The sequence below is a fragment of the Clostridium sp. genome (genome assembly GCF_050717535.1).
In the GTDB taxonomy this organism is placed as follows: Bacteria; Bacillota; Clostridia; order Clostridiales; family Clostridiaceae; genus Clostridium_AD.
On the sequence record NZ_JBOITM010000086.1, the window covers coordinates 34,665 to 59,736 of the forward strand.

The 25,072-nt window shown below is 30.9% G+C and carries 17 protein-coding genes and 1 riboswitch; of the genes, 15 read left to right on the plus strand and 2 right to left on the minus strand.

The features are described 5' to 3' along the window. Positions 1-3 precede the first annotated feature (3 nt). The 3 genes from ACREVU_RS18575 to ACREVU_RS18585 all read left to right on the plus strand — a co-directional run bounded on the left by ACREVU_RS18575 (position 4) and on the right by ACREVU_RS18585 (position 4,115). Positions 4-1,575 carry a cobyric acid synthase gene (locus ACREVU_RS18575; RefSeq protein WP_431553086.1) on the plus strand — a complete coding sequence of 524 codons (1,572 nt, stop codon included), beginning with the start codon at positions 4-6 and terminating at the stop codon, positions 1,573-1,575. A 289-nt stretch (positions 1,576-1,864) separates the two neighbouring features. Next, the gene (gene cbiB, locus ACREVU_RS18580) at positions 1,865-2,833 is read left to right on the plus strand and encodes an adenosylcobinamide-phosphate synthase CbiB (RefSeq protein ID WP_431553087.1); all 969 of its coding nucleotides are present in this window, start codon (positions 1,865-1,867) and stop codon (positions 2,831-2,833) included. Between the two features lie 367 nt (positions 2,834-3,200). Beyond that, entirely contained in the window at positions 3,201-4,115 is a 915-nt protein-coding gene (locus ACREVU_RS18585) for a transposase (protein ID WP_431553088.1), read from the plus strand. Between the two features lie 438 nt (positions 4,116-4,553). Here the strand turns inward: ACREVU_RS18585 and asd are convergent, their stop codons facing one another. Then, positions 4,554-5,639 carry an aspartate-semialdehyde dehydrogenase gene (gene asd, locus ACREVU_RS18590; protein WP_431553089.1) on the minus strand — a complete coding sequence of 362 codons (1,086 nt, stop codon included), beginning with the start codon at positions 5,637-5,639 and terminating at the stop codon, positions 4,554-4,556. Between the two features lie 285 nt (positions 5,640-5,924). Between asd and speD the strand changes: the two genes are divergently transcribed. The 5 genes from speD to ACREVU_RS18615 all read left to right on the plus strand — a co-directional run bounded on the left by speD (position 5,925) and on the right by ACREVU_RS18615 (position 12,631). After that, entirely contained in the window at positions 5,925-6,743 is an 819-nt protein-coding gene (gene speD / locus ACREVU_RS18595) for an adenosylmethionine decarboxylase (RefSeq protein WP_431553090.1), read from the plus strand. Positions 6,744-7,018: 275 nt separating this feature from the next. Continuing rightward, entirely contained in the window at positions 7,019-8,500 is a 1,482-nt protein-coding gene (locus ACREVU_RS18600; RefSeq protein ID WP_431553091.1) for an RNA-guided endonuclease InsQ/TnpB family protein, read from the plus strand. 234 nt (positions 8,501-8,734) lie between these two features. Further along, a complete protein-coding gene (gene murA, locus ACREVU_RS18605) occupies positions 8,735-10,039 on the plus strand; it encodes a UDP-N-acetylglucosamine 1-carboxyvinyltransferase (RefSeq protein ID WP_431553092.1) in 1,305 nt (434 codons plus the stop codon). Between the two features lie 188 nt (positions 10,040-10,227). Further along, complete coding sequence (locus tag ACREVU_RS18610) at positions 10,228-11,124, plus strand: D-alanine--D-alanine ligase (protein ID WP_431553093.1); 897 nt, start codon at positions 10,228-10,230, stop codon at positions 11,122-11,124. Positions 11,125-11,161: 37 nt separating this feature from the next. Further along, positions 11,162-12,631, plus strand: a complete 1,470-nt coding sequence (locus ACREVU_RS18615; protein WP_431553094.1) for an aminotransferase-like domain-containing protein — start codon at positions 11,162-11,164, stop codon at positions 12,629-12,631. 21 nt (positions 12,632-12,652) lie between these two features. On the opposite strand, the gene mprF is transcribed toward ACREVU_RS18615, so the two are convergent. Continuing rightward, the gene (gene mprF / locus ACREVU_RS18620) at positions 12,653-15,286 is read right to left on the minus strand and encodes a bifunctional lysylphosphatidylglycerol flippase/synthetase MprF (protein ID WP_431553095.1); all 2,634 of its coding nucleotides are present in this window, start codon (positions 15,284-15,286) and stop codon (positions 12,653-12,655) included. A gap of 447 nt (positions 15,287-15,733) precedes the next feature. Here mprF and ACREVU_RS18625 point away from each other — a divergent pair, with 447 nt between their 5' ends. The 7 genes from ACREVU_RS18625 (at position 15,734) to ACREVU_RS18655 (ending at position 25,060) form a co-directional block, all read left to right on the plus strand. Further along, entirely contained in the window at positions 15,734-16,888 is a 1,155-nt protein-coding gene (locus ACREVU_RS18625; protein WP_431553096.1) for a glucose-1-phosphate adenylyltransferase, read from the plus strand. 17 nt (positions 16,889-16,905) lie between these two features. Next, entirely contained in the window at positions 16,906-18,018 is a 1,113-nt protein-coding gene (glgD, locus tag ACREVU_RS18630; RefSeq protein ID WP_431553097.1) for a glucose-1-phosphate adenylyltransferase subunit GlgD, read from the plus strand. 24 nt (positions 18,019-18,042) lie between these two features. Further along, positions 18,043-19,476, plus strand: a complete 1,434-nt coding sequence (gene glgA / locus ACREVU_RS18635) for a glycogen synthase GlgA (RefSeq protein ID WP_431553098.1) — start codon at positions 18,043-18,045, stop codon at positions 19,474-19,476. A 69-nt stretch (positions 19,477-19,545) separates the two neighbouring features. Further along, on the plus strand, positions 19,546-21,981 hold the full coding sequence (locus tag ACREVU_RS18640; protein ID WP_431553099.1) for a glycogen/starch/alpha-glucan phosphorylase: 2,436 nt from the start codon (positions 19,546-19,548) through the stop codon (positions 21,979-21,981). 170 nt (positions 21,982-22,151) lie between these two features. Next, positions 22,152-22,253, plus strand: a riboswitch (purine riboswitch). Between the two features lie 252 nt (positions 22,254-22,505). Continuing rightward, complete coding sequence (locus ACREVU_RS18645; protein ID WP_431553100.1) at positions 22,506-23,081, plus strand: xanthine phosphoribosyltransferase; 576 nt, start codon at positions 22,506-22,508, stop codon at positions 23,079-23,081. Between the two features lie 442 nt (positions 23,082-23,523). After that, complete coding sequence (locus tag ACREVU_RS18650) at positions 23,524-24,591, plus strand: S1 RNA-binding domain-containing protein (protein ID WP_431553101.1); 1,068 nt, start codon at positions 23,524-23,526, stop codon at positions 24,589-24,591. A gap of 208 nt (positions 24,592-24,799) precedes the next feature. After that, positions 24,800-25,060, plus strand: coding sequence for a DUF3892 domain-containing protein (locus ACREVU_RS18655; RefSeq protein WP_431553102.1), 261 nt, complete (start codon positions 24,800-24,802; stop codon positions 25,058-25,060). Positions 25,061-25,072 lie beyond the last annotated feature (12 nt).

Below are 25,072 nucleotides of genomic sequence, written 5' to 3' on the forward strand. Positions count from 1 at the left end.
GTAATGGCTAAAATAATGATTCAAGGAACTGCTTCATCTGTAGGTAAAAGTATATTAGTAACAGCACTTTGTAGAATTTTTAAACAAGATGGGTATACTGTATGTCCGTTTAAGTCACAGAACATGTCATTGAATTCTTATATTACATTAGATGGAAAAGAAATGGGACGAGCACAGGTACTTCAAGCCTATGCAGCTGGGCTAGAGCCAGAGGCATTTATGAATCCAATTTTATTAAAACCTTCCTCAGATAAAAAGTGCCAAATAATAGTTAATGGAAAGGTTTTTGGAAATAGTACAGCAATGGATTATCATAATATGAAAATTGAATTTAGAGATATGTTAAAGACCCAATTTGAGGAAATAGAGAAGAAATTTGATATTATAGTAATGGAAGGTGCAGGAAGTCCTGCAGAAATTAATTTAAGAGATAGAGATATCGTAAATATGGGAATGGCAGAGCTTATAGATGCACCGGTAATACTTGCAGGAGATATAGATAAAGGTGGAGTATTTGCATCCTTGGCAGGGACACTACTTTTGCTTAATGAGGAAGAGAAGAAAAGAGTTAAAGCCACTATTATAAATAAATTTAGAGGAGATTTAGAAATTTTAAAGCCTGGACTTACAATGCTAGAGGATATTATACACATTCCTTGCGCCGGAGTAGTTCCACACTTTAGATTAGATCTAGAAGATGAAGACGGAACAGTAGAATTTAACAAAAAAATTACTGCACCTATTGATATTGCAGTAATATGGCTACCACATATTTCTAATTTTACAGATGTAGATGCCTTAAAAGCTGAAGACGATGTATCAGTTAGATTTGTCACAACTAAAGAAGAATTAGGAAATCCAGACTTACTTATAATACCGGGAACTAAAAACACTATTGAGGATTTAATCACCTTAAAAGCTTCAGGCCTAGCAGAAGCTATTATAAAATATAGTAAAGAAGGCAACATATTAGGCATTTGTGGAGGTTACCAAATGCTAGGTAATACTTTAAATGACCCTGAGGGAGTGGAAACAAATTTAGAAAAAATAGATGGTTTGAAGCTTTTAGACATAGACACAGTATTCCAAGATGAAAAAATAACTACAAGGGTAAAGGCTCGTAGCATTAACATGATAGATATTCACTCAGCTCATGAGTCGAATAGTGAAAAAGATAATTTAGAAAATCTTAATAGCAATAATATTGAAGTCTATGGTTATGAAATACATATGGGAATTTGTAAATATGGGCATAATGCAAAACCACTTTTTGAGATATATGATAAGAATATTCAGAATTCGTCAGTGAAAGGTGAAGAACAGAATGGCTTAGATGGTGCAATAAATGAAGCCGGAAATGTTATGGGTACATATATTCATGGAATATTGGATGGAGTACAATTTAGAGAATACATAGTAAATATTCTAAGGATAAAAAAAGATATGGAGCCTAAGAAATCTAAGGTGTATGAAAGTCTAAGAGAAAAAGAAATAGACAAGCTAGCGGATATAGTAAGAGAAAGTGTTGACATAGATTCTATCTATAAAATTATGGGAATTGAGAAGAAAGGTTAGAGAAAATGTTGGGGAAAAGGTTGGGTTGAGATTTGAAATTTGAGATTTGAGATTTGAGGTTGGGGACAGTTAGCAACTAATTAGAGAATATTGAATACTGAATAGGTGAAAGTCGTGGGGGGAAGGCTGGGGACAGTTAGCAATAAAAGTCGGCAACAGAAGTTGGGCAACAAAAGTTGGATAACAGAAGTCGGGGACAGTTAGTAATTAATTGAAGAAAGTTGAGAAGTTTTGGTAACTTGATAACTTCATAAAAAATCAGAAAAGTATAAGATAGTGAGGAATTAATATGAAAATACTATTGGAAATGAACGTAATAGATTTAATATTGGCGGTAATTTTAGATGTATTAATTGGAGACCCATATTGGTTTCCACATCCGGTGATTTATATAGGAAAACTTATTTCTATATTAGATAAGTTAGGCAGAAAGTTTTGTAGAACCAATAAGCAAATCAAGGCCTTTGGAGGGGTCATTGTAGTTATAGTAGCCTTTTTTAGTTTTTTAGTGCCGTTTATAATTTTATGTCTTTCTAAAGAAATTTTTTTGCTATACCATATTTTAAATATAATACTTATTTGGACAACAATAGCTGCTAGATGCCTTCATAAAGAGGGTAAAAAGGTGTATGAATCCTTAGCTAAAAACGATATTGAGGATGCTAGATTAAAATTATCTTATATTGTAGGGAGAGATACAAAAGAACTTAATGAATATGAAATAATAAGAGCTGATGTGGAGACCATTGCGGAAAACACAGCAGATGGTGTTATAGCTCCTATTCTTTATGCAATGATAGGGGGAGCGCCTTTAGCCATGATGTATAAGGGTATAAATACCATGGACTCAATGCTTGGATATATGAATGAAAAATATAAACATATTGGATTCTTTCCAGCAAAAACAGATGATGTATTTAATTTTATCCCTGCAAGAATAACAGGGCTTTTAATTTGTTTAGCAGCTCCACTGGTTGGCGGAAATGTTTTAGAAAGTATAAAAGTAATGATAAGGGATCGGAAAAATCATAAAAGTCCTAATTGTGCTTATCCAGAAGGTGCAGCAGCAGGTGCGATGAAAGTTCAACTAGGGGGCACGAATGTATATTTTGGCGAAGAGATGTATAAACCTAGCATAGGAAATAAAATAAAAGAGCTAGGTAAAGAGCATATAGTAGATACAATAAAACTAATGTATGGTGCAATGGTTTGCCTAGTAATAATCTATTTAATAGGAGCACTTCTTTTGATGGTATAAAATAATTCAACTTGTAGCAATATGCATAAGTGAAATTATAAATTCCATTTACATTAAGAACAATTTGGGGATTATTTAATAATAATTTGTGGATAAAAAGACAATTCATTTAATTAACTGTGGATAACTTTGTTCAATATGAATATTATTATTTCATGAAAAGGTAAGAGCTAAATTTAATTTAATTATGATTGAGACGGGGACTGCTGAGACTTGAGACTGGGTGAGACTGGGGACAGTTAACAATTTTATGAGACTGTGAGACTGGGGACAGTTAACAACTTTAAAAAAATAATCAAAAAATATGAATATCACCTTGATATATAGGCAAGAATTTAGGAAAAGTCTATATGGAGAGGTGATTTTTATGGCAAGAAAGGCAAGACAAAAATCAGAGTATGCTATATTTCATATTATGTGCAAGAGCATTACTGGAATAGATTTATTTGTCGATGAAGACGATAAAAAAGAGTACTTATTACTTGTGAAAAAATATAAGGAGCTTTATAATTTTAAGGTTTATGGGTATTGCATTATGGATAATCATTTACATATGTTAATTGACTCTAATGGTTCAGATATTTCAAATGTAATGCAGGGAATAAATTTTTCTTATGTAATGTATTATAATAAAAAGTATAAAAGAAAGGGGCATCTTTTTAAAGAGAGATTTAAGAGTATTATAGTTAATAATGAAAGATATTTAAGGACCGTATCACTATACATACATAACAATCCTACTGATATTGCGGGCTATAAAACTTGTCCTGAAAAATATGCTTTTTCTAGTCTAGGAACATTTTTAGGGAAAAGACGTGACTCTTTTAAATTAGTAGATTATGTATTTGTTATGAGCCTTTTCGGAGATAACCTTAAAAATGCAAGAAAAAACTATTACAACCTTATTTTTAAACGTAATGAGGAAAAATTAAAAGAAGAAATCGAATTTGAAGATGAAAAAACAGACTTTAGATTTGGAAGAAAAGTACTCATAAGAAGTTTTAAACTAGAAGATATATTAGAGTTTGTAACAACAAGAACGAATATTTCAAAGGCAATGATTAACGTGAAGTATAAGAGAAATCTTGCAGAAACTAAAGCATTAATAATTGTTTTAACGAGAAGTCTTTGTAATTTTAAATCCAGTGATATAAGCAAGATACTTGGAAATATTTCGCATTCAAGGGTATCAAAATTAAGTACTATAGGCATTGAGTTTATTGGAATAAAAGGAAAACATGAAAATATTATTGAGGATTTTATTAAGTATAACCAGTCTTAATATTTGAGAAGTTTAATGATTTTGTGATAGAGCAATAAAAATTTTAGTGAGTAATTTATATTTGTTTTATTTATAATAAAATTGGACAAGCATATAAAATAAAATGCATAGGTTGATAAACACCACTGATAATCCCGTTAAACCCTTTATAAGTTTCTAAGTGTCCCCTTTGGCTAACCCTGCTAACCCTGCTAACCCATTGATTAGTTTCTAAGTGTCCCCTGATAATCCCGTTAAACCCATTGATTAGTTTCTAAGTGTCCCCAACCCCAACTGTCCCCAACCCCAACCCCAACCCCAACCCCAAACCCAACCCCGTCCCCAACCCCAACCTCCAACCCCATCATCTTCCCCTAAATAAAAAAACCTCATCACCTCAAGATAAAAATCATCCCGAAATAACAAGGTCCTAATTTTGCTGCCCAATGCCCAATATTCCTATTTTGAAGTCAAATACCCTTCAGACATTAAAAGCTCGGCAGTAAGTACTGCACCACCGGCTGCTCCACGTAGAGTATTATGAGATAAGCTAACAAATTTATAGTCAAACAGTTTATCCTCGCGTAGTCGTCCTATGGTTACACCCATGCCTTTTTCAATATTTCTATCTAACCTAGTTTGAGGTCTATCATTTTCCTCGAAGTAGGTCAAAAATTGTTCAGGGGCGTTTGGAAGTTTTAATGTTTGAGGCTTTCCTTTGAAATTTGCCCAATGCTCTAATATAGCTTCTTTTGATGGTTTGTTTTCAAAGGAAACAAATACTGCAGCTAAGTGACCGTCTGATACTGGGACACGAATACATTGAGTTGAAATTATAGGCCCATCAGCATTAACTATGGTATCATTTTCTATATGACCCCAAATTTTAAGTGGTTCTTGTTCGCTCTTTTCTTCTTCTCCTCCTATATATGGTATAACATTATCAATGATTTCTGGCCAGTCTGAGAATATTTTTCCAGAGCCGGATATAGCTTGATAGGTGCAAACTAATATTTTTGTAGGTTTATATTCCATAAGTGCACTTATAGCAGGAACATAACTTTGAATGGAACAATTTGGTTTAGCAACAATAAAGCCTTTTTTAGTGCCTAAACGCTTACGTTGCACTGGAATTAAGTCAAAATGGTCAGCATTTATTTCTGGAATAACCATTGGCACATCACCTGTATGTCGATGTGCAGAATTGTTTGAAATTACAGGAGTTTCAGCTTTTGCATATTTTTCTTCGATTTCTCTAATTTCATTTGCAGGCATATTAACCGCACAGAATACAAAATCTACTTCACTGCTTATTAAATCTACTTCATCTATATTTTTGATTACAATGTTTTTAACACACTCTGGCATTGGTACGTCTAATTTCCATCTATTATTTACTGCTTCTAAATAAGTTTTACCCACTGAGTTCGCACTAGCAGCAATAACAGCTATTTCGAAATAAGGGTGATTTGCCAGTAGTGTAACAAGACGTTGACCAACAAATCCAGTTCCACCTAATAATCCAACTTTTAATTTTTTATCCATTGTATTGATACCTCCAATTTTAATGATATATACTTGTGGCAAAATGTAAATGCTTTATTTATATATATTCACATCAAAGTTATAAAGTTAATAGTACTAATAATAAATATAAAATTATATGTATATGTATGTAGTTTACTATTATTAATGATTATAATGTTAAAAGGTATATACTTCAAGTAAATAATTATATACAATGGTTATGCATAGTAAATTAGGTCTTGACAATAAAGTTGTAAGTTATATAATTTTTCTAGAAGAGTCTAAGAGAAATGGGGAATAAAATTGCCTAAAAATGATAAAAATAAAATCAAACTATATGGATTTAACAACTTAACAAAATCATTAAGTTTTAATATTTATGATATTTGTTATACAAAAACGGAAGAAGATCGCAAGAAATATATAGAATATATTGATGAGCAATATAATGCTGAGAGGTTAACAAAAATTCTAACCGATGTTACTGAAATAATAGGGGCTAGTGTGTTAAATATTGCGAAACAGGATTATGATCCTCAAGGAGCAAGTGTAACTTTACTTATTTCAGAAGAAGAAATACCAATATATTTGGTTGATCCTTCTTGTAATAGAGGGATTCTTACCCCCCTACGCGCAAATATTGTGGGACATTTAGATAAAAGTCATGTAACAGTCCACACTTATCCGGAAAGCCATCCTCAAAATGATATAAGCACTTTTAGAGTAGATATAGATGTAGCCACATGTGGTACAATCTCTCCATTAAAAGCTTTAAATCACTTAATAAGCAGTTTTGATTCGGATATTATTACTATTGATTATAGGGTTAGAGGTTTTACTAGAGATATGGATGGTAAAAAACATTTTATAGATCATGAAATTAATTCTATACAAAATTATATTACAACAGAAACTAAAGATAGATATAATTTAATTGATATGAATATATATCAATCTAATATATTTCACACGAAAATGATATTAAACGATTTTGAACTAGATGATTATTTATTTGAGATCAAACAAGAAGACTTAAATGAAGATGAAAAAAATGATATTGTTCAAAAATTGAAAAAAGAAATGACGGAAATATTTTATGGTATGGATATTTCTAATGGTTGATTTCTTTGTAATCTAATAAAGGCTTAATTCTAATAAAGGTTTAATTCTAATTGAAGACTTCAGTGGGAGATTAGTACTCCAACTGAAGCCTTCGTTATGTTGTGGTTGAAACAATATTTCTATCATATTTACAGCAAGAGTACGCCCACTTCAACGCAGTAAGTGGGTGGTGAATTGCCCAAAATAAACAAAAAGATAAATATAAAAGTATTTTATATTTACAATGTTTTTAAATAACTTTTCGTTATAATAACTATGTAGAGGAGGTGAACCGAATGGGGCAAAATAATGTTGATAAAAATTATGAATACAGAACTTATCAATTTAGGATTAAGAAAAGTAATTCATTATTTAAATACTGTGATGAAATGTGTTTTAATTCAAAAAATCTTTATAATATGGCAAATTTTTATATACGCCAGGCTTTTAGTGGTATTAAAAAAGAACCTTTAGCAAGGCATGAGAATGAAGCTACTGTTATAACTGCTATAAATTCAAATATTGATAAATTAAATGAGATTAAAATCGTAACTTTTGATAAAAGAAAAAATTATAAGTTAAAGTCTAACGCTCCTAAAAGCGAACCCAAAACTGAACCTAAGTTATTTAAATCATTAGATCAAGAGAATTACTTTATAGGTTGGTGCCTTTTAGATGGTGTTTTTAAACTTACGAAACAAGTAGATTATACAAGTTTACCAGCACAAACTAATCAAGCAGTTTTAAAGTTAGTTAATCAAGATTGGAAAAGCTTCTTTAATGCTGCAAAAGAATATAAAATTAACCCAAATAAATTTAGTGGCAAACCCCAAATACCTCATTATGCTAAAAAAGATGGTAGAAAGGTAGCTACATTTACCAATCAATCTTGCCTGCTCAGGACTAAAGATGATAAAAATTATTTGACATTTCCAAAGACTAAATTAAAGCTAGAAATAGGTGCAATTGGGTTAAGAAACAACAATTTAAAGGAAGTTAGGATAATACCAAACTCTAATTTTTATACAGTAGAGATGATTGTAGCAATATCAAAATCAGTAATCAATGAAGCTAGTGATAGAATTATCGCTATTGATTTAGGCGTTAATAATTTTGCAACTATATCAAATAATGTTGGATTAACTCCAATTATTATTAAGGGTGGAATATTAAAAGCTGAAAATCAATTTTACAATAAACTAAGAGCTCAATATTTTAGTGTTTTAAGAATGGGTAAAGGTCCAAAGGAAGGACAGTTTACTTCAGCTAGACTAAACAAACTTGATACTGATAGATACTCATTTATAAAGGACTACTTCCATAAATCAAGCAGAATAATTGTTAACTACTGCATGGTTAATAATATAGATACTATAGTTATTGGCAAAAACAAGCATTGGAAAGATAACATTACTATGAGGCAAGCTAGTAAACAAAGTTTCGCTAATATACCATATAATCCTTTTATAAATATGATAGCTTATAAGGCTAATGAGATGGGTATTAAGGTTATTGAAACTGAAGAATCATATACTAGTAAAGCAAGTTTTTTAGATAATGATTATATACCAACTTATGGTATAGATGATGCTAATGCAATATTTAGTGGTAGAAGAATAAGCCGTGGTAGATATAAGAGTAAAGATGGCTCAATCATTAACGCTGATGTAAATGGCGCTTGTAATATATTAAGAAAAGTATTTCCAATGGTTTTTAGAAATATTAGCTTGAGGAATAGAGGGGTTGTGACCATCCCATTGTCGTTAATCGTTGCTTAGAATATTGGAAACTACCAATAATTTTAAGTGGAAACTCAAATTCGATACGCATAAAGAAGCCCCCACTTTAAGATTTCTAAGTGGGGGAAAAGTTCACGATAATTGTGTCAATAAAATTTTCTTGACTTCATTAGATGTAGTAGTCCTTAAAAACATCAACAATATAGTAGCAACCATGATATAATGTAAGGAAAAACAGAATGTAAATAGAAACATAAAATATAGGGGGTATACATGCGTTGGTTAGAAATTAATAGAAGTAATTCGTTAACAGGTAGCATTACCATACCAGGATCAAAAAACAGTTCACTTCCACTATTAGCTGCCTGCTGCTTATGTGATGAAGTGGTTATATTAAAAAATATACCTAATATTTCTGATGTTAGTTTAGTTTGCGATATTGCTGAGGATATTGGGATGAAGATAGTAATTAAAAAGGACAAGTTAATACTAGATCCATCTAATATTCATAGTTCACTTATAGATCATAATAAATCTGCTCACTTTAGAGCATCTTATTATTTTGGGGGAGCCTTGCTTGCAAAATTTAAAAGGGTTTCTATAGGATATCCAGGTGGGGATGACTTTGGGTCAAGACCTATTGATCAACATATTAAAGGGCTAGAAGCATTAGGAGCGAAGTTTAATTTTTATACTGATTATTATGTAGTTGAAGCAGAGAAACTTATTGGAGCGGACATATATTTAGATGTAATTTCAAGTGGTGCTACCATGAATATAATGCTTGCAGCTGTACTTGCCCAGGGTAAAACAATATTGAGAAATGTAGCTAAGGACCCAGAAGTTGTTGATTTAGCTATATTTTTGAATGAAATGGGCGCCTGCGTTAAAGGTGCAGGAACAGACATAATTATTATTGAAGGTGTAAAAGCACTAGGCGGAGGAGTTCACTGCGCTATTCCAGATAGATTAATTGCAGGATCTTATCTAATGGCAGCGGCTATTACAGGAGGCAATATTAAAGTTTGCGGTATTATACCAGAGCATTTAATATCTTGCACAGCAAAACTTGAAGAAGCAGGGGTATGCATAGAAGAGGGAAATGATTTTATAAGAGCATATACCCAGGAAAATATTCAGGGTGTAAATGTTAAGGCTACTATGTATCCAGGGTTTGCAACGGATTTGCAACAACCACTAACTTCCATGCTTCTAGTTGCAAGCAGTCACAGTGTTATTGTTGATATGGTTTACCCAGGAAGATTTAATCATTGTCAGGAGCTGAACCTCATGGGAGCAGATATTATTATTAAAGAAGGAAGTGCAATAATTCCTGGTAACCGCAGCTTAAAAGGAGCATGGGTCAATGCTTCAGATGTAAGGGCTGGAATATCTCTGATTTTAGCTGGACTAATTGCGGAGGGGACAACCTATATCACTGGGGTTGAACATATTGAACGTGGATATGTGGATATTGTTAAAGATTTAGTATCATTGGGTGCTAATATAAAATTAGTTGAAAGAGTCGAAGAAGAAGAAGAAGAAGAAGAACAAGATTCTGATTCTAATTTTGGTTAAGGTTAAGGACTGCGTCAGAAAAATTTAATAAAGTTACATAATTAAGAACTTCAGAAGGGAAATTAAAACTCCAACTGAAGTTTTTTTGGTATACCACTACATGAAGAAACTCGCAAGGCAGTGGTTCTTACGTTAATAGCATACATCCCATACAATAATATTAAGAAAATAAATTTAGGGGTGATTGTATGCAAATCGGAGTTATAATGGGTGGAATATCTGCGGAGAAGGAAGTATCACTACTTACAGGAAATCAAATTATTAAAAATTTAGATAGGGATAAATATGAGGTTATACCTATACCAATAAATAGCCAATATGAACTTATAGATAGTGTAAAATGTTTACAGTTTGCATTTATTGCACTTCATGGAAAATTTGGCGAAGATGGAAGAATTCAAGGCATTCTAGAGAGTGTAGGTGTACCTTTTTCAGGGTGTGGGGTTTTAGCAAGTGCATTATGTATGGATAAAAATATAAGTAAAAAATTGTTTGTATCAGAAGGAATAAAAACACCAAAGTGGATATTAGTAAAAGATGAAAATAAAATAGATTATAGTATAATAGAAAATATAGGATACCCACTAATTGTAAAACCTAATAGTGGAGGCTCAAGTATCGGTACTATTTTGGCGCACTCAAAAGAGGAACTTAAAGAAGGGGTTTGTGCGGCTTTAAAATATGACCATGAAATTATAATTGAAGAATATATAAAAGGTGAGGAAATAACCTGCTGTATATTAAATGGGGAACTACTTCCCGTGATATCTATACATCCTAAATCAGGATTTTTTAATTATAGCTCAAAATATGAAAATGATGGTGCGCAGGAAAAAATCATAGAACTTTCTCAGCTTTTAAGAGAAAAAGTTGAGAAAATTTCTTCGAAATGTTGGGATACTTTTAAACTAAAGGTGTATGCTAGAATTGATATGATAATAAAAAACGAAGAAATATATGTGCTAGAGATAAATACTCTACCAGGTATGACGGAAACTAGCCTTTTTCCTAAAAGTGCTAAGGCTTGTGGACTAAATTTCAGTCAGCTTCTAGATAAAATAATCCAGTATTCTTTGATTGAATAATAATAAATTTATATTTTTATAGATGGAAGGTGCACAAATGTTTTTTGATATTAAGCTAAATAAACATGAAACTATTTATATTCAGGTTTACAAGTATATGAAGGAGATGATTCAAGATGGTATGCTTCCCTTTGGAAGTAAGTTACCGTCAACTAGAGAAATGGCCTCTATGATGAATCTTAGTAGGACAACTATCATGAGAGCCTATGAACTTCTTTGCGATAATAATTTGGCTTATACTGTAGATGGCAAGGGCACCTTCGTCTCTGTGATAGATGTAAGTAAGGAAAATGAGTGGAAGATGAATTGGGCTAATAATATTAGTGGCTATGCTAGGTGTGCTGAAAAGTTAGATGTTATGGTACATGAAAAATTATATAAAAAAGGTATGATTTCTTTTAAAACCATAGCTCCGGATGATAGCTTATTTGATATGGAAGAATTTAAAAGAGCTTTTCTAAACACAATTTCAAAGGAAGGTGAAAAAATTCTTAATTATGGTTATGCAAAGGGATATAAACCGCTAATTAATTTTCTTATGGAGTACATGAGGCAAAAGGGAGTTAACACAAAAAATAAAAGCATATTGATAACTAATGGATTTACAGAAGGCTTTGATATAGTTTTATCTTCAATTACTGAAAGTGGAGACAAAATCATATGTGAGAACCCTACGCACAATACGGCCATAAAGCTAATGAAGCTTCATGAGTTAGATATAATAGGCATTGAGACTTATGAAGATGGCATAAATATTAGTAAATTAAAACAAGCAATTATGGTTAAGGATATAAAAGCTGCTTATCTTGTGCCGTCTTATCATAATCCTACTGGAATGGTGATGCCATATAAGAAAAGGGAAGAAATTTATAAATTACTAAAGAAGCAAGGCATTCCAATAATTGAAGATGGATTTAATGAGGAGCTTCAGCATCTGGGTACACATATTGCCCCTATTGTATCAATTAGTGGAGAGGAAAATTCAGTGGTTTATATAGGTAGCTTATCAAAAATACTCTTTCCAGGAATAAGGATAGGGTGGATTTTGGGTGATGAAAAACTAATAGATGCATTAGAATGTGTTAAGAGAAGCAGGAACATTCACACCTCATCATTAGATCAAGCAATTTTATATGAATATATGAAAAGTGGAAGTTTTGAAAGATACGTAAAAAAAGCAAGAAATATATATAAAGAAAAATGTGAGTTAATTACAAGATTAGCCAAACAGCACATACCACATAAATATATATTAGGTGATGGAGGGCTTTATATATTTATAAAATTAGATGGAATTAATGCAAGAGAATTACTAGAAAAATGTTACTTGCGAGATGTTATATTTACCCCCGGGGATATCTTTTACACTGACGGTGGCGGAGAAGACAGTATAAGATTAGGTTTTTCTAGAGTTTCTATGGAAGATATAGAAAAAGGAATATTGATAATTGGAGAAGAAGCGGATAAACTGACCCAAGTTCAGATTGACCACCGGGGGTCAAACTAACCCCTGGGGATCAATCGGGTTTCATTTAGCATCTTTTGAAATAAGGATAGCTAGTTCTATAAGTAATGTTGGCAGTGAAATAAATTTTGGATAAGCCAGATATCTAGGTTCCCAATCAGGATGAAATTTTTCTTTATAATTGCGGAGTCCTGAGAATTTATACCAATAGTTTCCAAATTTATATACGAACTTTGCTAATTTCTCTTGTTCGTGGGCAAAAGGTGACAATCCCACATTAGAAAGAGGCGCCATGCCAATATTAAAATATTTATAATTTTGCTCTTTTGACCAATTAATTAGATTTACGAATAGAGCTTCCATAGTTCCATTAGGGCAAGCACTATGATCAAATCTCATTAAATCAATGGACAGAGAGGCATCGTCATAAGCGGGCATAATAGTGGCAAAGGCTACAATTTTATTAAGATTATTTTTGAAAACTGCTACAGGTGAAGATTGTATATAATCCTCATTAAAAAAGCCTAATGAAAATCCCTTTTCTTTTCTTTTTCCTAGCCAAATTTCAGATATGTTCCTAATTTCAGAAATCATACCACTAGAAAAAGGTGGATTTAATATTTCAAACTTGAAATTTTCTTTTTCCATACGATTTTTTGCAGAACGTAAGGATTGATTGCGACCACCGCCTGCAATACTAAAGGTATCTAGGTTTATAATAGCTTCTTCTCCTAGCTTGAAGAAATAATATCCATTTTCATGATAGTGGGGTAAATACTTTTCACTAACCTGATAAAAAACAGGAGTATGTCCGAATTTATCTGCAAAGATTTGAAAATCCTCGATAGCCTTTTTAAATAGTGAGGGATCACCTATTGGATCTCCAAGGACAACTAGTTTGTTACCAATATCCCCATAGGCAAGAAGTACCCTATCATTTTGAGCCCAGTATAGGTTTTTATCTTTTAAAAATATGAGATGGGTAAGATAATTGCCTTTATATTTTTTGAGAAATAATTTTAATTTTTCAATGTCAGCTTCTTGAGGTTTATTATTAAACTTAGTGTTAGAACTTGTACTTAGTAGAAAAAATACAAAAATCCAACATACGATAAAGGCAAAGATTGCATTTCCCCAAAAGGCACGTGGACGGACAGTTAGTACATAAAAAGAATTACCTGATTTAAGGAAATTAGCATGAATACTGTTGCCTAGTAGGGCATAGATAAAAATACTAACTGCGGTTATGCCCAAATATAGTAATACAGTAAATTTCTTAATTGGTGCACTTTCTCTATAATAGCGTGATTTAGATAACCATAATAATAGGGCGATAATTAATAGAAATATTGCTTCCTCAAAGTCTAAACCTTTCATAAAGGTGGTAAGTGCACCTAAGATCAATAAAACTAAGGTCCAATTAAAAGCTCTTTTTAATCTTTCTTTTATTTTCCAGGAAAGTACTAAAAGCATTAAACCTATAGCAATTGAGGCTCTGTTAGAAATATGCATCACCGACAGGAAAGAAATGTCCGTAAGTATTTCTATTCTTCCAGCAATGCTTGGTGTGGCTGCTGAAAACAATAAGACAATTCCACTTAGAAAAACCATTAAGGACAGCGCCCAGATACCTAAATCACTTAAAAATATATTCTTTTTTGGAAGGTCAAGGAATTTATTCCATAATGAAGGTTCTGTAGCCTTATCTTCTCCAGTTTTAGTAATCATACCAATGATAGCCATAATAGCTCCGAGTATCCAAGGTATAACATAATAGAAGGCTCTATATAAAAACAATATTGCAAGAGCCTTACTTGAAGAAGCTCCAACTAGCTTTAGACCAAGTATACATACTAAGTCAAAAGAACCAAGGCCTCCAGGTACCATACTAAATATTCCCACAGAAGCTGCTACTGTAAGTATAGGTAATATTTGAAGAAGGGTAATATTACTAATAAAGTTTGAACTAATATACCAAAGAAATATTCCAGCGCCGGTCCACTCAAAAATTGATGCGAAAATTAATTCTATTCTTAAAGGGGTGGAACTAGCAACAGAAATTCCTTCAGGCAAGACTTTGTTTCTTATCCATTTAATTTTAAATAATAATAAGTATACGAATAAGTATATAGCAAAGAAAATTACAGCAATAGAAAACCATTTATGATCTGCAAGAATTGGTTTCATAGGCAATATGTTAAATATGCCAAGTAAGGCCAGTATTGATAGACCGGTTGTGGTTGCAGGGACAAGCAATGCATTTATAAATAGACATTCTTTGTGTGATACTTTTTCTTCGCTATAAAGTAGGGTACGGATGCCGGCACCAGTTAATCCACCAAAGCCTAGAAAATTGTTAAAGGTATTGGAAATCCATGAAATCCTTATAGTTTTTAGAAGTGATATTTTATATTTTAAATTTCTAATTATAAAGTAATCATAAAAGGTCATACAACTTACTGCTACTGAGCCTGCAATAAAAAACGACAAAAGCTTTATAGGCTCAAAACTTCTTAATAGTGAAAGTGATGTTGTTAAATTAAGGCTTGATAATTCACTTTTGCCTTCAAAATAAATTAAGAGGACTATAAGCAATGAAAAAGTTACTTTTAGTATCCTCACACCTTTTGATATAAAAAACTCACGAATATATATAAGTATGAATTTTAATTTGGACGATATGTTTAGGCTTTCCATAGTTATTCTCCTTGCATCGTTAAAATTATATTAATAAAATATTAGGTCGTTGTGTATTCTTATTTTAATTATAACTTATTGTGGTGCGCTAAGATAGCAATCAAATAAGTTTATTTTCTTATAAAATATGCGACTAAATTAGGATTTTTATACAAAAACTGCAATTGAATTTTGGAATATTAGTCACAAAATTAGGTTTAATTTAAAAGAATACAAAAACAAGAGAAGTTTTACTTTTACTATGTATTTTCTACATTTATATGGTATAATTTGAACAAAATTATTAAAAATATTCTAATAAATGATATTGTGAAAAATTTGTTTCTCATTTTTTCAAATCTTCAATATATAATACAATTATAGTTAGTTACTTTAATTATTTATATTCAAATTAATCTTTTTTACAACGTACTGCATTAGTGTAGATTTAGAGAGGAGGAAACTAGCATGATTAAAAAAGAAATGATAGCTATGATATTAGCAGGGGGTCAAGGTTCAAGGCTGAAACAGTTAACAAAGATGATAGCCAAGCCAGCAGTTCCCTTTGGAGGAAAGTATAGGATTATAGATTTTTCACTAAGCAATTGTTCGAATTCTAATATAGATACAGTAGGGGTTCTTACTCAATATCAACCTTTAGCTTTAAATTCTCATATTGGGATAGGCGCACCATGGGATTTAGACAGAAGAAATGGCGGGGTAACCATGCTTGCACCTTATCAAAGTGAAGATGGGGGAAATTGGTACAACGGTACTGCGGATGCTATATTTCAAAATACAAACTACATTGATAGCTATGATCCAGAATATGTGCTTATTTTATCAGGAGACCATATTTATAAAATGGACTATTCTAAAATGCTAGATTATCACAAAGAAAAAGGTGCAGATGTTACTATTGCAGTACTCGAAGTAACTCTTGAGGAAGCTAGTAGATTTGGAATGATGAACACTAGGAAAGATAATACTATCTATGAATTTGATGAAAAACCAGTAAAACCAAAAAGTAATTTAGCATCTATGGGAGTTTATATTTTTAATTGGGCAGTTCTTAAGCAACTTTTAAAAGAGGACAACCTTGATAAAAATTCTGATAACGATTTCGGAAAAAATATAATACCAAAAATGATTAAAAAAGAGCAGAAACTTTATGCTTATCCCTTCAAAGGATATTGGAGAGATGTTGGTACTATTGAAAGTTTTTGGGAAGCTAATATGGATTTACTGTCTGTTGATAATGATTTGAATATACATGACAATGAATGGAGAATATATACAGTAAATGCTATGTTACCACCACAATATATAGGGTCTGAGGCTAGCATTAACAATGCCATGTTAAATGAAGGTTGTACTGTTTTTGGAGAAGTAAACAATTGTGTACTATTCCAAGGAGTACATGTAGGGAAAAATTCAAAAATAACCAATTCTGTTATTCTACCTAATACTAAAATAGGAAATAATGTTGTGATAGATAAAGCAATTATAGGTAGCAATGTTACCATAAGACGTAATTCACACATAGGCAATGGAGACGATATCATTGTTATAGAGGGCGGAAAAGACATTAAGGTAGATTCGAAAATAATAGCTAACTCATAAAATTAGGGGGTGATAGTATGCTTAAAAATTATATTGGAGTATTAATGTTAAATGAGAATGAAGATAATATTAAAAGTCTTACAAAAGCAAGGCCTATAGCATCTATACCTATAGGTGGAAGATATAGAATTATAGATTTTGTGCTATCAAATATGGTCAATTCGGGAATTCACAATGTAGGAATATTCGCTAATACTAAAACTAGGTCTCTTGTGGATCATTTAGGTTCAGGAAAGTCTTGGGATTTGGACAGAAAGTTAAACGGTTTATTTTTGTTCAATTTTAGTTTAGATAGATCACAATTAGGAGACATAGATGCATTAAGAGATAATATTGAATATATTTATAGGACTAAGCAAGAATATGTAATAATATCTTCTTCATATATGATATGTAACATGGATTACAATGAAGCTGCTAAATATCACGAAGAATCGGGTAGTGACATAACCCTATTATATAAGAAAACAAATAATGGTAAAAAGAATTTTGTAAATTGTAATACCTTATATATAAATGAAGAAAATAAAGTTCTGAGCATAGGAAAAAACATAGGAACAGAGGAAAAGCTAAATATATGCATGGAAATGTTTATAATGAAAAAAAGCACTCTTATAACACTTATAAACGAGAGTGTTCAGACTGGATATCATAATTCAATAAAATCTGCTATTTATAATCGTGTTTCGGAGCTTAATGTAAATGCATATGAATTTAAAGGATACCTTCAATGTGTAAATTCTATAAAAAATTATTATAAAGCTAGTATGGATATGCTAAACGGAAAAGTAACCAAAGAATTATTTTTTAACAATGGGTTAATATATACAAAGGGTAAGGATGGAGCACCAACTAAATACTTTGATGGATCAAAAGTTAATAATGCACTAATATCCAATGGATGTATTTTAAAAGGTAGTATTGAGAATAGTATAATTTCAAGAAGGGTTACGGTACATGAAGGTGCAGAAGTTAAAAACTGCATAATATTCGAAAATTGTGAGATTAAAGAGGGATGTAAACTAACCAATGTTATAATTGATAAAAATACTGTTATACATGAAAATACAGTATTAAAAGGGGATGAAGAGTTCCCAGTTGTTATAGAAAAAAAATCTCGACTAGAATAATTTGAAAATCAGAGGAGGTTTAGTATGAAAGTATTATTTGTGGCTTCTGAAGCATATCCTTTTATAAAAACTGGAGGACTTGGGGACGTAGCATATGCTCTACCTAAGGCATTAAGGAAGATGGGCATTGATGCAAGAGTAATTATACCTAAATACAGTGCAATTCCATTATCTTTTAGAAATTGTATGGAAACTGTAGCTAATTTCACTGTGCCAGTTGGTTGGAGAAATCAATATTGTGGACTACAACATTTAACTTATGATGAGATACCTTATTATTTTATAGATAATAAATATTATTTTGAAAGACCTGAAATATACGGATGCTATGATGATGGAGAAAGATATTCTTATTTTTCAAAAGCAATATTAGAATCTATAAAATATATGGGAGATTTTGTGCCAGATATAATTCATTGCAATGACTGGCATTGTGGAATTGTGCCAGCGCTACTTAAAGATAAATATAGTGATGACGAATTGTACAGTAAAATAAAGAGCATATTTACTATTCATAATTTGAAATATCAAGGAGTATTCCCAAAAGAAATACTTGCAGAGTTATTAAATTTAAACGATGGGTATGATAGTGATGATGCATTGAAATTTTATGATGCTATATCATTTATGAAAGGTGGAATTGTATTTGCAGATGCAGTAACTACTGTAAGTGAAACATATGCAAAAGAAATACAGACTCCATTTTATGGGGAAGGTCTAGATGGCTTATTACGTTCACAATCTAATAAACTATATGGCATAGTAAATGGTATAGATTATGACCTCTACGACCCGAAAGTGGACAAAAAAATATTTTATAATTATGATTATGAAACTAGAAAACAAAAGACGAAAAATAAATTAAAGCTTCAATATGAACTATGTTTTTCTGTAAATGAAGATATACCAATGATAGGTATTGTAACCAGACTAGTAAAACAAAAGGGCTTAGATATAATAGTTGAAAAACTTCAAGAATTACTTAGTCTTCCTGTTCAAATAGTGTTGCTAGGTAATGGTGATGAATATTATGAAGATATATTCCAATATTATGCATCTATTTACCCAAGTAGGATATCTACAAACATCATTTTTGATGAGGTTCTAGCTCAGAAAATATATGCTGCATCAGATATATTTTTGATGCCGTCCTTATTTGAACCTTGTGGTATTGGTCAACTTATAGCTTTAAAGTATGGAAGTGTTCCAATTGTTCGTGAAACTGGCGGATTAAAAGATACTATTATCCCATATAATAAATATACAGGTACTGGAAATGGTTTTTCATTTAAAAATTATAATAGTGATGAACTATTAGAGACCATAGTTGCAGCTTTAGATTTATACAAAGACAGTGATTCTTGGGATAAATTAGTTAAAAATGCTATGAATTCAAATAATAGTTGGGAAAATTCTGCTGAAAACTATATTGATTTGTATAGTAATTTGATAGATTAAGTTTTATTTATAGTAATATACTAAGTTTTTATTCGTAGTAAATTTTAAAACTTCTAGGTGGTGAGTATTGTGGTAATAGATAAAGAAAACTTTAAGAGCGATTATATAGAGAAATTACAAAATATGTTTGCAGAAGATGCAGTAGACGCATCTAGGCTGCATCAATATTTTGCTTTAGGAGCATTGATAAAAGATTATTGCTCTAAAGCCTGGATAAAAACTAATAAAGAGTATGGAGAAAATAAAAGAAAACAAGTATATTATTTTTCTATGGAGTTCTTAGTTGGTAGGTTATTAAATAGTAATTTAGTTAATTTAGGTATAAAAGATATTTGTGTGGAAGCATTTGAAGATTTAGGAATTAATTGGATTGATATAGAGGATATAGAAGTAGATGCTGGCCTTGGTAATGGTGGGCTTGGAAGACTTGCAGCTTGTTTTTTAGACTCTATGGCATCCACAGAAATTCCTGGGCATGGATGCGGTATTAGGTATAAATATGGTTTATTTAAACAGAAAATAGAAAACGGATATCAAGTAGAAGTTCCTGACAATTGGTTAAAATATGGAAATGTTTGGGAGATTAGAAAAGAAAATAAGGCTGTAGAAGTAAGATTTTCTGGTAACGTTTATTTAAAGGAAGATAATGGTAAAACAAGTGTTGTTCATGAAAATTATCAATCTGTAAGAGCAGTTCCTTATGATACTCCAATAAAAGGCTATAAAAATAATACCGTAAATACATTAAGGCTTTGGAGTGCAGAAACTATGGAAGAGGATTTTGATTTTTCTTCTTTTAGTCAAGGTAATTATGCAAAAGCAGGAGAGGATAAATACTCAGTAGAGGCTATTTCTCAAATATTATATCCAGACGATAGCTATGAAAAAGGAAGACTTCTAAGGCTTAAGCAAGAGTACTTTTTTGTAAGTGCTGGAATGCAAAGTATTTTGAAAAGTTACAAAAAAATGGACCTTTCAATTAAAGATTTTCATAAGCATATAGCAGTACAGATAAATGATACTCACCCTGCAGTAGCTGTGGCAGAACTCATGAGGCTGTTAATGGATGATGAAGGATTAAATTGGGATGATGCATTTACTATTACAACTGGTACGATGGCATACACTAACCATACAATTATGGCAGAAGCTCTAGAAAAATGGCCTGTGGAAATGTTTAAAAAATTACTTCCACGTATTTATATGATTATAGAAGAAATAAACAGGCGTTTTTGTAATGAAATTTATCATAAGTACAATGGGGATTGGAATAAAGTCAATAAAATGTCCATTATTCAAGATGGGTATATAAGGATGGCTTATTTGGCAATTGTAGGAAGTCATTCTGTTAATGGAGTAGCAAAATTGCATACAGAATTATTAAAGAATCAGGAACTTTCGGATTTCTATGAATTCTATCCAGAAAAATTTAATAATAAAACTAATGGTATAACTCATAGAAGGTGGCTCTTAAATTCTAATCCAGAGCTTGCTAGTCTTATAACAGAAACTATAGGAGACAGCTGGATAAAGTCTCCAAATGAGCTCCATAACTTAATGGATTTTGCAGGAGATAAGAATTTTCAAGAGAAAACTCAATCTATAAAAACAAATCACAAGATAGAATTTTCGAATTATATAATGTCAAACTATGGGACTGCAATTGATCCAAATTCTATATTTGATGTTCATGTAAAGAGAATGCATGCTTATAAAAGACAAGTTTTAAATATATTTAATATAATGAATTTATATAATCAACTTAGGGAAAATCCTAATCTAGACATAGTGCCAAGAACTTTTATATTTGGTGCTAAGGCTTCCCCAAGTTATTATTTGGCAAAACAAACTATTAAACTTATAAATACTTTAGCAGACAAGATAAATAATGACCCTATAGCTCGGGGCAAAATAAAAATAGTATTCCTTGAAAACTATGGAGTATCAATAGCTGAGAAAATAATTCCCTGTGCTGATGTTAGTGAGCAAATATCCACAGCGTCTAAAGAAGCATCTGGTACTGGTAATATGAAATTAATGATGAATGGTGCTATAACAATAGCCACTTTAGATGGTGCAAATGTAGAAATATTTGATGCAGTGGGAAAAGAAAATATCATATTATTTGGATTAACAGCTCAGCAGGTAATAGAATATTATAAGAACAAAAGTTATAGAGCATCTGATTTATATAATAGCGATGCCAGATTAAATACTATTGTAAATCAATTGATAAATGGATTTTTAGATTCTAATAAAATGGAATTTATGACTATTTATGATAGCCTTATTCCACACAATGATGAGTTTTTTGTACTTAAAGATTTTGATTCCTATGTAAGGGCTCAAAGTGAAATTGATAGGTTGTTTAGGCAAAAATCTACTTGGCAACAGATGGCCATTGTGAATATTGCTAAATCAGGGATATTCTCCAGTGATAACACCATAAAGCAATATGCTAAGGAAATTTGGAAAGCGCCAGCAGTTAAAATTATAATGAAATAATATAAGTAAGTAGCAAGACAGTATGTTAGCCTTACAATAGGCAGTAACATACTGTCTTATTATTTATATTTTCAAGAAACATAGATCAAAACAATAAAAAAATGTTGAATTAATAAAAAGAATGTTATAATATTATTATAGATAAAATAAAAAAACGATTTTAAAAAAATAAAACTTAATATTTATAAACTCATATATGCTTAGAAATATGGACTAAGCGTTTCTACAAGGTAACCGTAAAATACTTGACTATGGGTGTTTGAATAAAAATAGCAGGATAATTCTAAAAATGATTATTATTGTTCTTGCCTATATTTCAAGGTTTAAAGAGCTTTTCTTTAAGATTAAAAAGTATTTCTTTAAGATTAGAAAACTTTTCTTTAAGAATAAAGAATTTACTTTTTATACTTGTGTATTTGGGTTTGATATTTTTATTATGAACTCCCTAGTTAACTATAACTGGGGAGTTTTTTTGAATATTATTCTATGTTATATTTAAAATTTAATTAGCAAAGGAGAAAATTATGGAAACATTAAAGAGTAAAATATTAGCTGAGGGAACAGTAATAGGTAGTGAAATTTTAAAGGTTGATAGCTTTTTGAATCATCAAATTGATATAAATCTCTTCAATGAAATAGGACAAGAGTTTAAAAAAAGATTTGAAAACAATGAGATTACAAAGATACTAACAGTTGAAGCATCTGGAATAGGAATAGCATGCATTGTAGCACAATACTTTGGAAACATTCCTGTGGTTTTTGCAAAAAAACATGAAGCCACCAATTTGGATAGTGATACATATGAAGCTGATGTATTCTCTTTTACAAAAAATAAAACATATAAAATAAGAACTAGTAAAAAATACATAAATCCAGAAGATAAAATTCTAATAATTGATGACTTTTTAGCCAATGGAAATGCAGTACTTGGACTTGTGGAAATTGCAGGCCAAGCTAGAGCATCATTGGTTGGAGTGGGAATTGTAATTGAAAAAGCATTTCAAAATGGTAGAAGTCGTATAGAAGAAAAGGGTATTAGAGTAGAATCCTTAGCCATAGTAAAATCTATAAAAGATAACACCATAGTTTTTCAGGAATAAGTTTTATGAATAAATTTTATGAATAAATTTTATGAATAAGTTTTATGAATAAGATTTATTAATAAGATCAATGAGCTGCTCGAGCTGCGAGTTGGGGACGGTTAACAACTAATGTGCTTTTAAATGTAAATGATTTAAAAAGTTGTTAAGTGTCCCTGGCTATTTTGCGGCTATTTTTAAATTATTTTGCGAAGAATTACAAACAACTTTGTATTTTATGTTTTTTTTGTGTATAATGAGTAGTGTGATATTTAAATAGTAGGAATGATAATAAAATCAAATAGCGAAATTGATTTTATAGATATTCTATGATTTTATAGATATTCTATGAAATCGTAAAAATAAGCAGGATTTGGATGAATATATAGAATAGAAATATTAACCTATATAACTAATTCGAGGATAGTTTTAATAAAATAATGGAATAGAAGGAGTGTATTGTATGACAACGGATAATAAAGAAGTTATAATGAATGATGCAGTGGATAATGTTGAGGAAGTTGAAGTTAAAGATGCAGTGGACAATGTAGAGGAAGTTGCAGTTAAAGATGCAGTAGATAACGTAGAGGAAATTACTATGAAAGAGGCAATGGAAAATATTGACGAATCTGTAGTAAATATTGATGTTGAAGATGGCGTTGATATTTGGGATAAATTACAAGAAATTTTAGATCATAATAAAGCTTTTGAAATTACAATTAATGAAATAGTAAAAGGTGGAGCTACAGCTGATGTTGAAGGAATTAGAGCATTTATTCCTGCTTCACAAATGTCAACTTCTTATATAGAAAATTTACAGGATTTCAAAGGAAAAACAATGGAAGTTAAAATAATTGAGTTAGAAAAAGAAAACAAAAAATTAGTTTTATCTAGAAAAATCATAGAAAAAGCAGAAAACGAAGCTAAAGGTAATTTAGTATGGGATCAGCTTAAAAAAGGCGAACTTAGAAAAGGTGTTGTAACAAGACTTGCTAAATTCGGTGCTTTTGTAGATTTAGGTGGCGTTGATGGTCTTATTCATATTTCAGAATTATCATGGAAAAGAGTTCAAGAACCATCAGAGGTAGTGTCTGTTGGACAGGAATTAGAAGTTCATGTTTTAGATTTTGATAGAGAAAAAGGAAGAATATCACTAGGACTTAAAGAAGCAGCAGGAAACCCATGGAATAATATATCAAGTACATATCACATAAATGATATAGTAGAGGGAACTGTAGTAAGAATAATGGACTTTGGTGCTTTTGTACAACTTCCATCAGGTATAGATGGACTTGTTCATCTTTCAGAAATATCAGAAGATCGTATAGAAAAAGTTTCTGATGTATTAAAAGTTGGAGACGTTGTAAAAGTTAAAATCGGAGATATAAATGAAAAAGATAGAAGAATAAGCCTAAGTATTAAAGAAGCATTAGATAAAAGCTATGGTGACCTTTCAGAATATAATAACGATGGACAGGGCTTAACACTAGGCGATTTATTTAAAAACAAATTCAAAGATTTCAAATATTAATATAAAAAGTTAAAAGCTATAGGAGACATAAATTTTGTCTTCTATAGCTTTTGTTTTTTTTTGATAAATATTTATAATAATTATTTATATAATTGGTAAAACTGTATAGGAAGATACTTTAAGTAATAAGTTATTTGATTTTACATAGGTATCTATAATAATAAATACAGCTTTATGTGTTAAATAAATAGTGAAAGGTAGTGTTAATATGAATAAAGGAGAAAGCTCAGCTCATATGATTAGTAGGGTAGTTAAGGACAACAGCGGAGAAATAACAGCCTATGAATTTGAAAATGGAGATATAGTTTCAAAACAACAAGCAGTGATTTTAGCTAAACAAGGAAATATAGGTGGAGTATCTATCTCAACTTCAAAAAAAGGTGAAGAATTCTTAAAAAGTCTACCTGATGGAGATAAATCCAATAATTTAGATAGTTTGCCAATTCTAGACGATAACGAAATCTATTAGAAATCAGCGCAT

Bases quoted from the DNA above. Each gene is read 5' to 3' on its own strand.
- ACREVU_RS18575 (WP_431553086.1), top strand. From the start codon at position 4: ATGGCTAAAATAATGATTCAAGGAACTGCTTCATCTGTAGGTAAAAGT.
- cbiB (WP_431553087.1), top strand. From the start codon at position 1,865: ATGAAAATACTATTGGAAATGAACGTAATAGATTTAATATTGGCGGTA.
- ACREVU_RS18585 (WP_431553088.1), top strand. From the start codon at position 3,201: ATGGCAAGAAAGGCAAGACAAAAATCAGAGTATGCTATATTTCATATT.
- asd (WP_431553089.1), bottom strand. From the start codon at position 5,639: ATGGATAAAAAATTAAAAGTTGGATTATTAGGTGGAACTGGATTTGTT.
- ACREVU_RS18600 (WP_431553091.1), top strand. From the start codon at position 7,019: ATGGGGCAAAATAATGTTGATAAAAATTATGAATACAGAACTTATCAA.
- murA (WP_431553092.1), top strand. From the start codon at position 8,735: ATGCGTTGGTTAGAAATTAATAGAAGTAATTCGTTAACAGGTAGCATT.
- ACREVU_RS18610 (WP_431553093.1), top strand. From the start codon at position 10,228: ATGCAAATCGGAGTTATAATGGGTGGAATATCTGCGGAGAAGGAAGTA.
- ACREVU_RS18615 (WP_431553094.1), top strand. From the start codon at position 11,162: ATGTTTTTTGATATTAAGCTAAATAAACATGAAACTATTTATATTCAG.
- mprF (WP_431553095.1), bottom strand. From the start codon at position 15,286: ATGGAAAGCCTAAACATATCGTCCAAATTAAAATTCATACTTATATAT.
- ACREVU_RS18625 (WP_431553096.1), top strand. From the start codon at position 15,734: ATGATTAAAAAAGAAATGATAGCTATGATATTAGCAGGGGGTCAAGGT.
- glgD (WP_431553097.1), top strand. From the start codon at position 16,906: ATGCTTAAAAATTATATTGGAGTATTAATGTTAAATGAGAATGAAGAT.
- glgA (WP_431553098.1), top strand. From the start codon at position 18,043: ATGAAAGTATTATTTGTGGCTTCTGAAGCATATCCTTTTATAAAAACT.
- ACREVU_RS18645 (WP_431553100.1), top strand. From the start codon at position 22,506: ATGGAAACATTAAAGAGTAAAATATTAGCTGAGGGAACAGTAATAGGT.
- ACREVU_RS18650 (WP_431553101.1), top strand. From the start codon at position 23,524: ATGACAACGGATAATAAAGAAGTTATAATGAATGATGCAGTGGATAAT.
- ACREVU_RS18655 (WP_431553102.1), top strand. From the start codon at position 24,800: ATGAATAAAGGAGAAAGCTCAGCTCATATGATTAGTAGGGTAGTTAAG.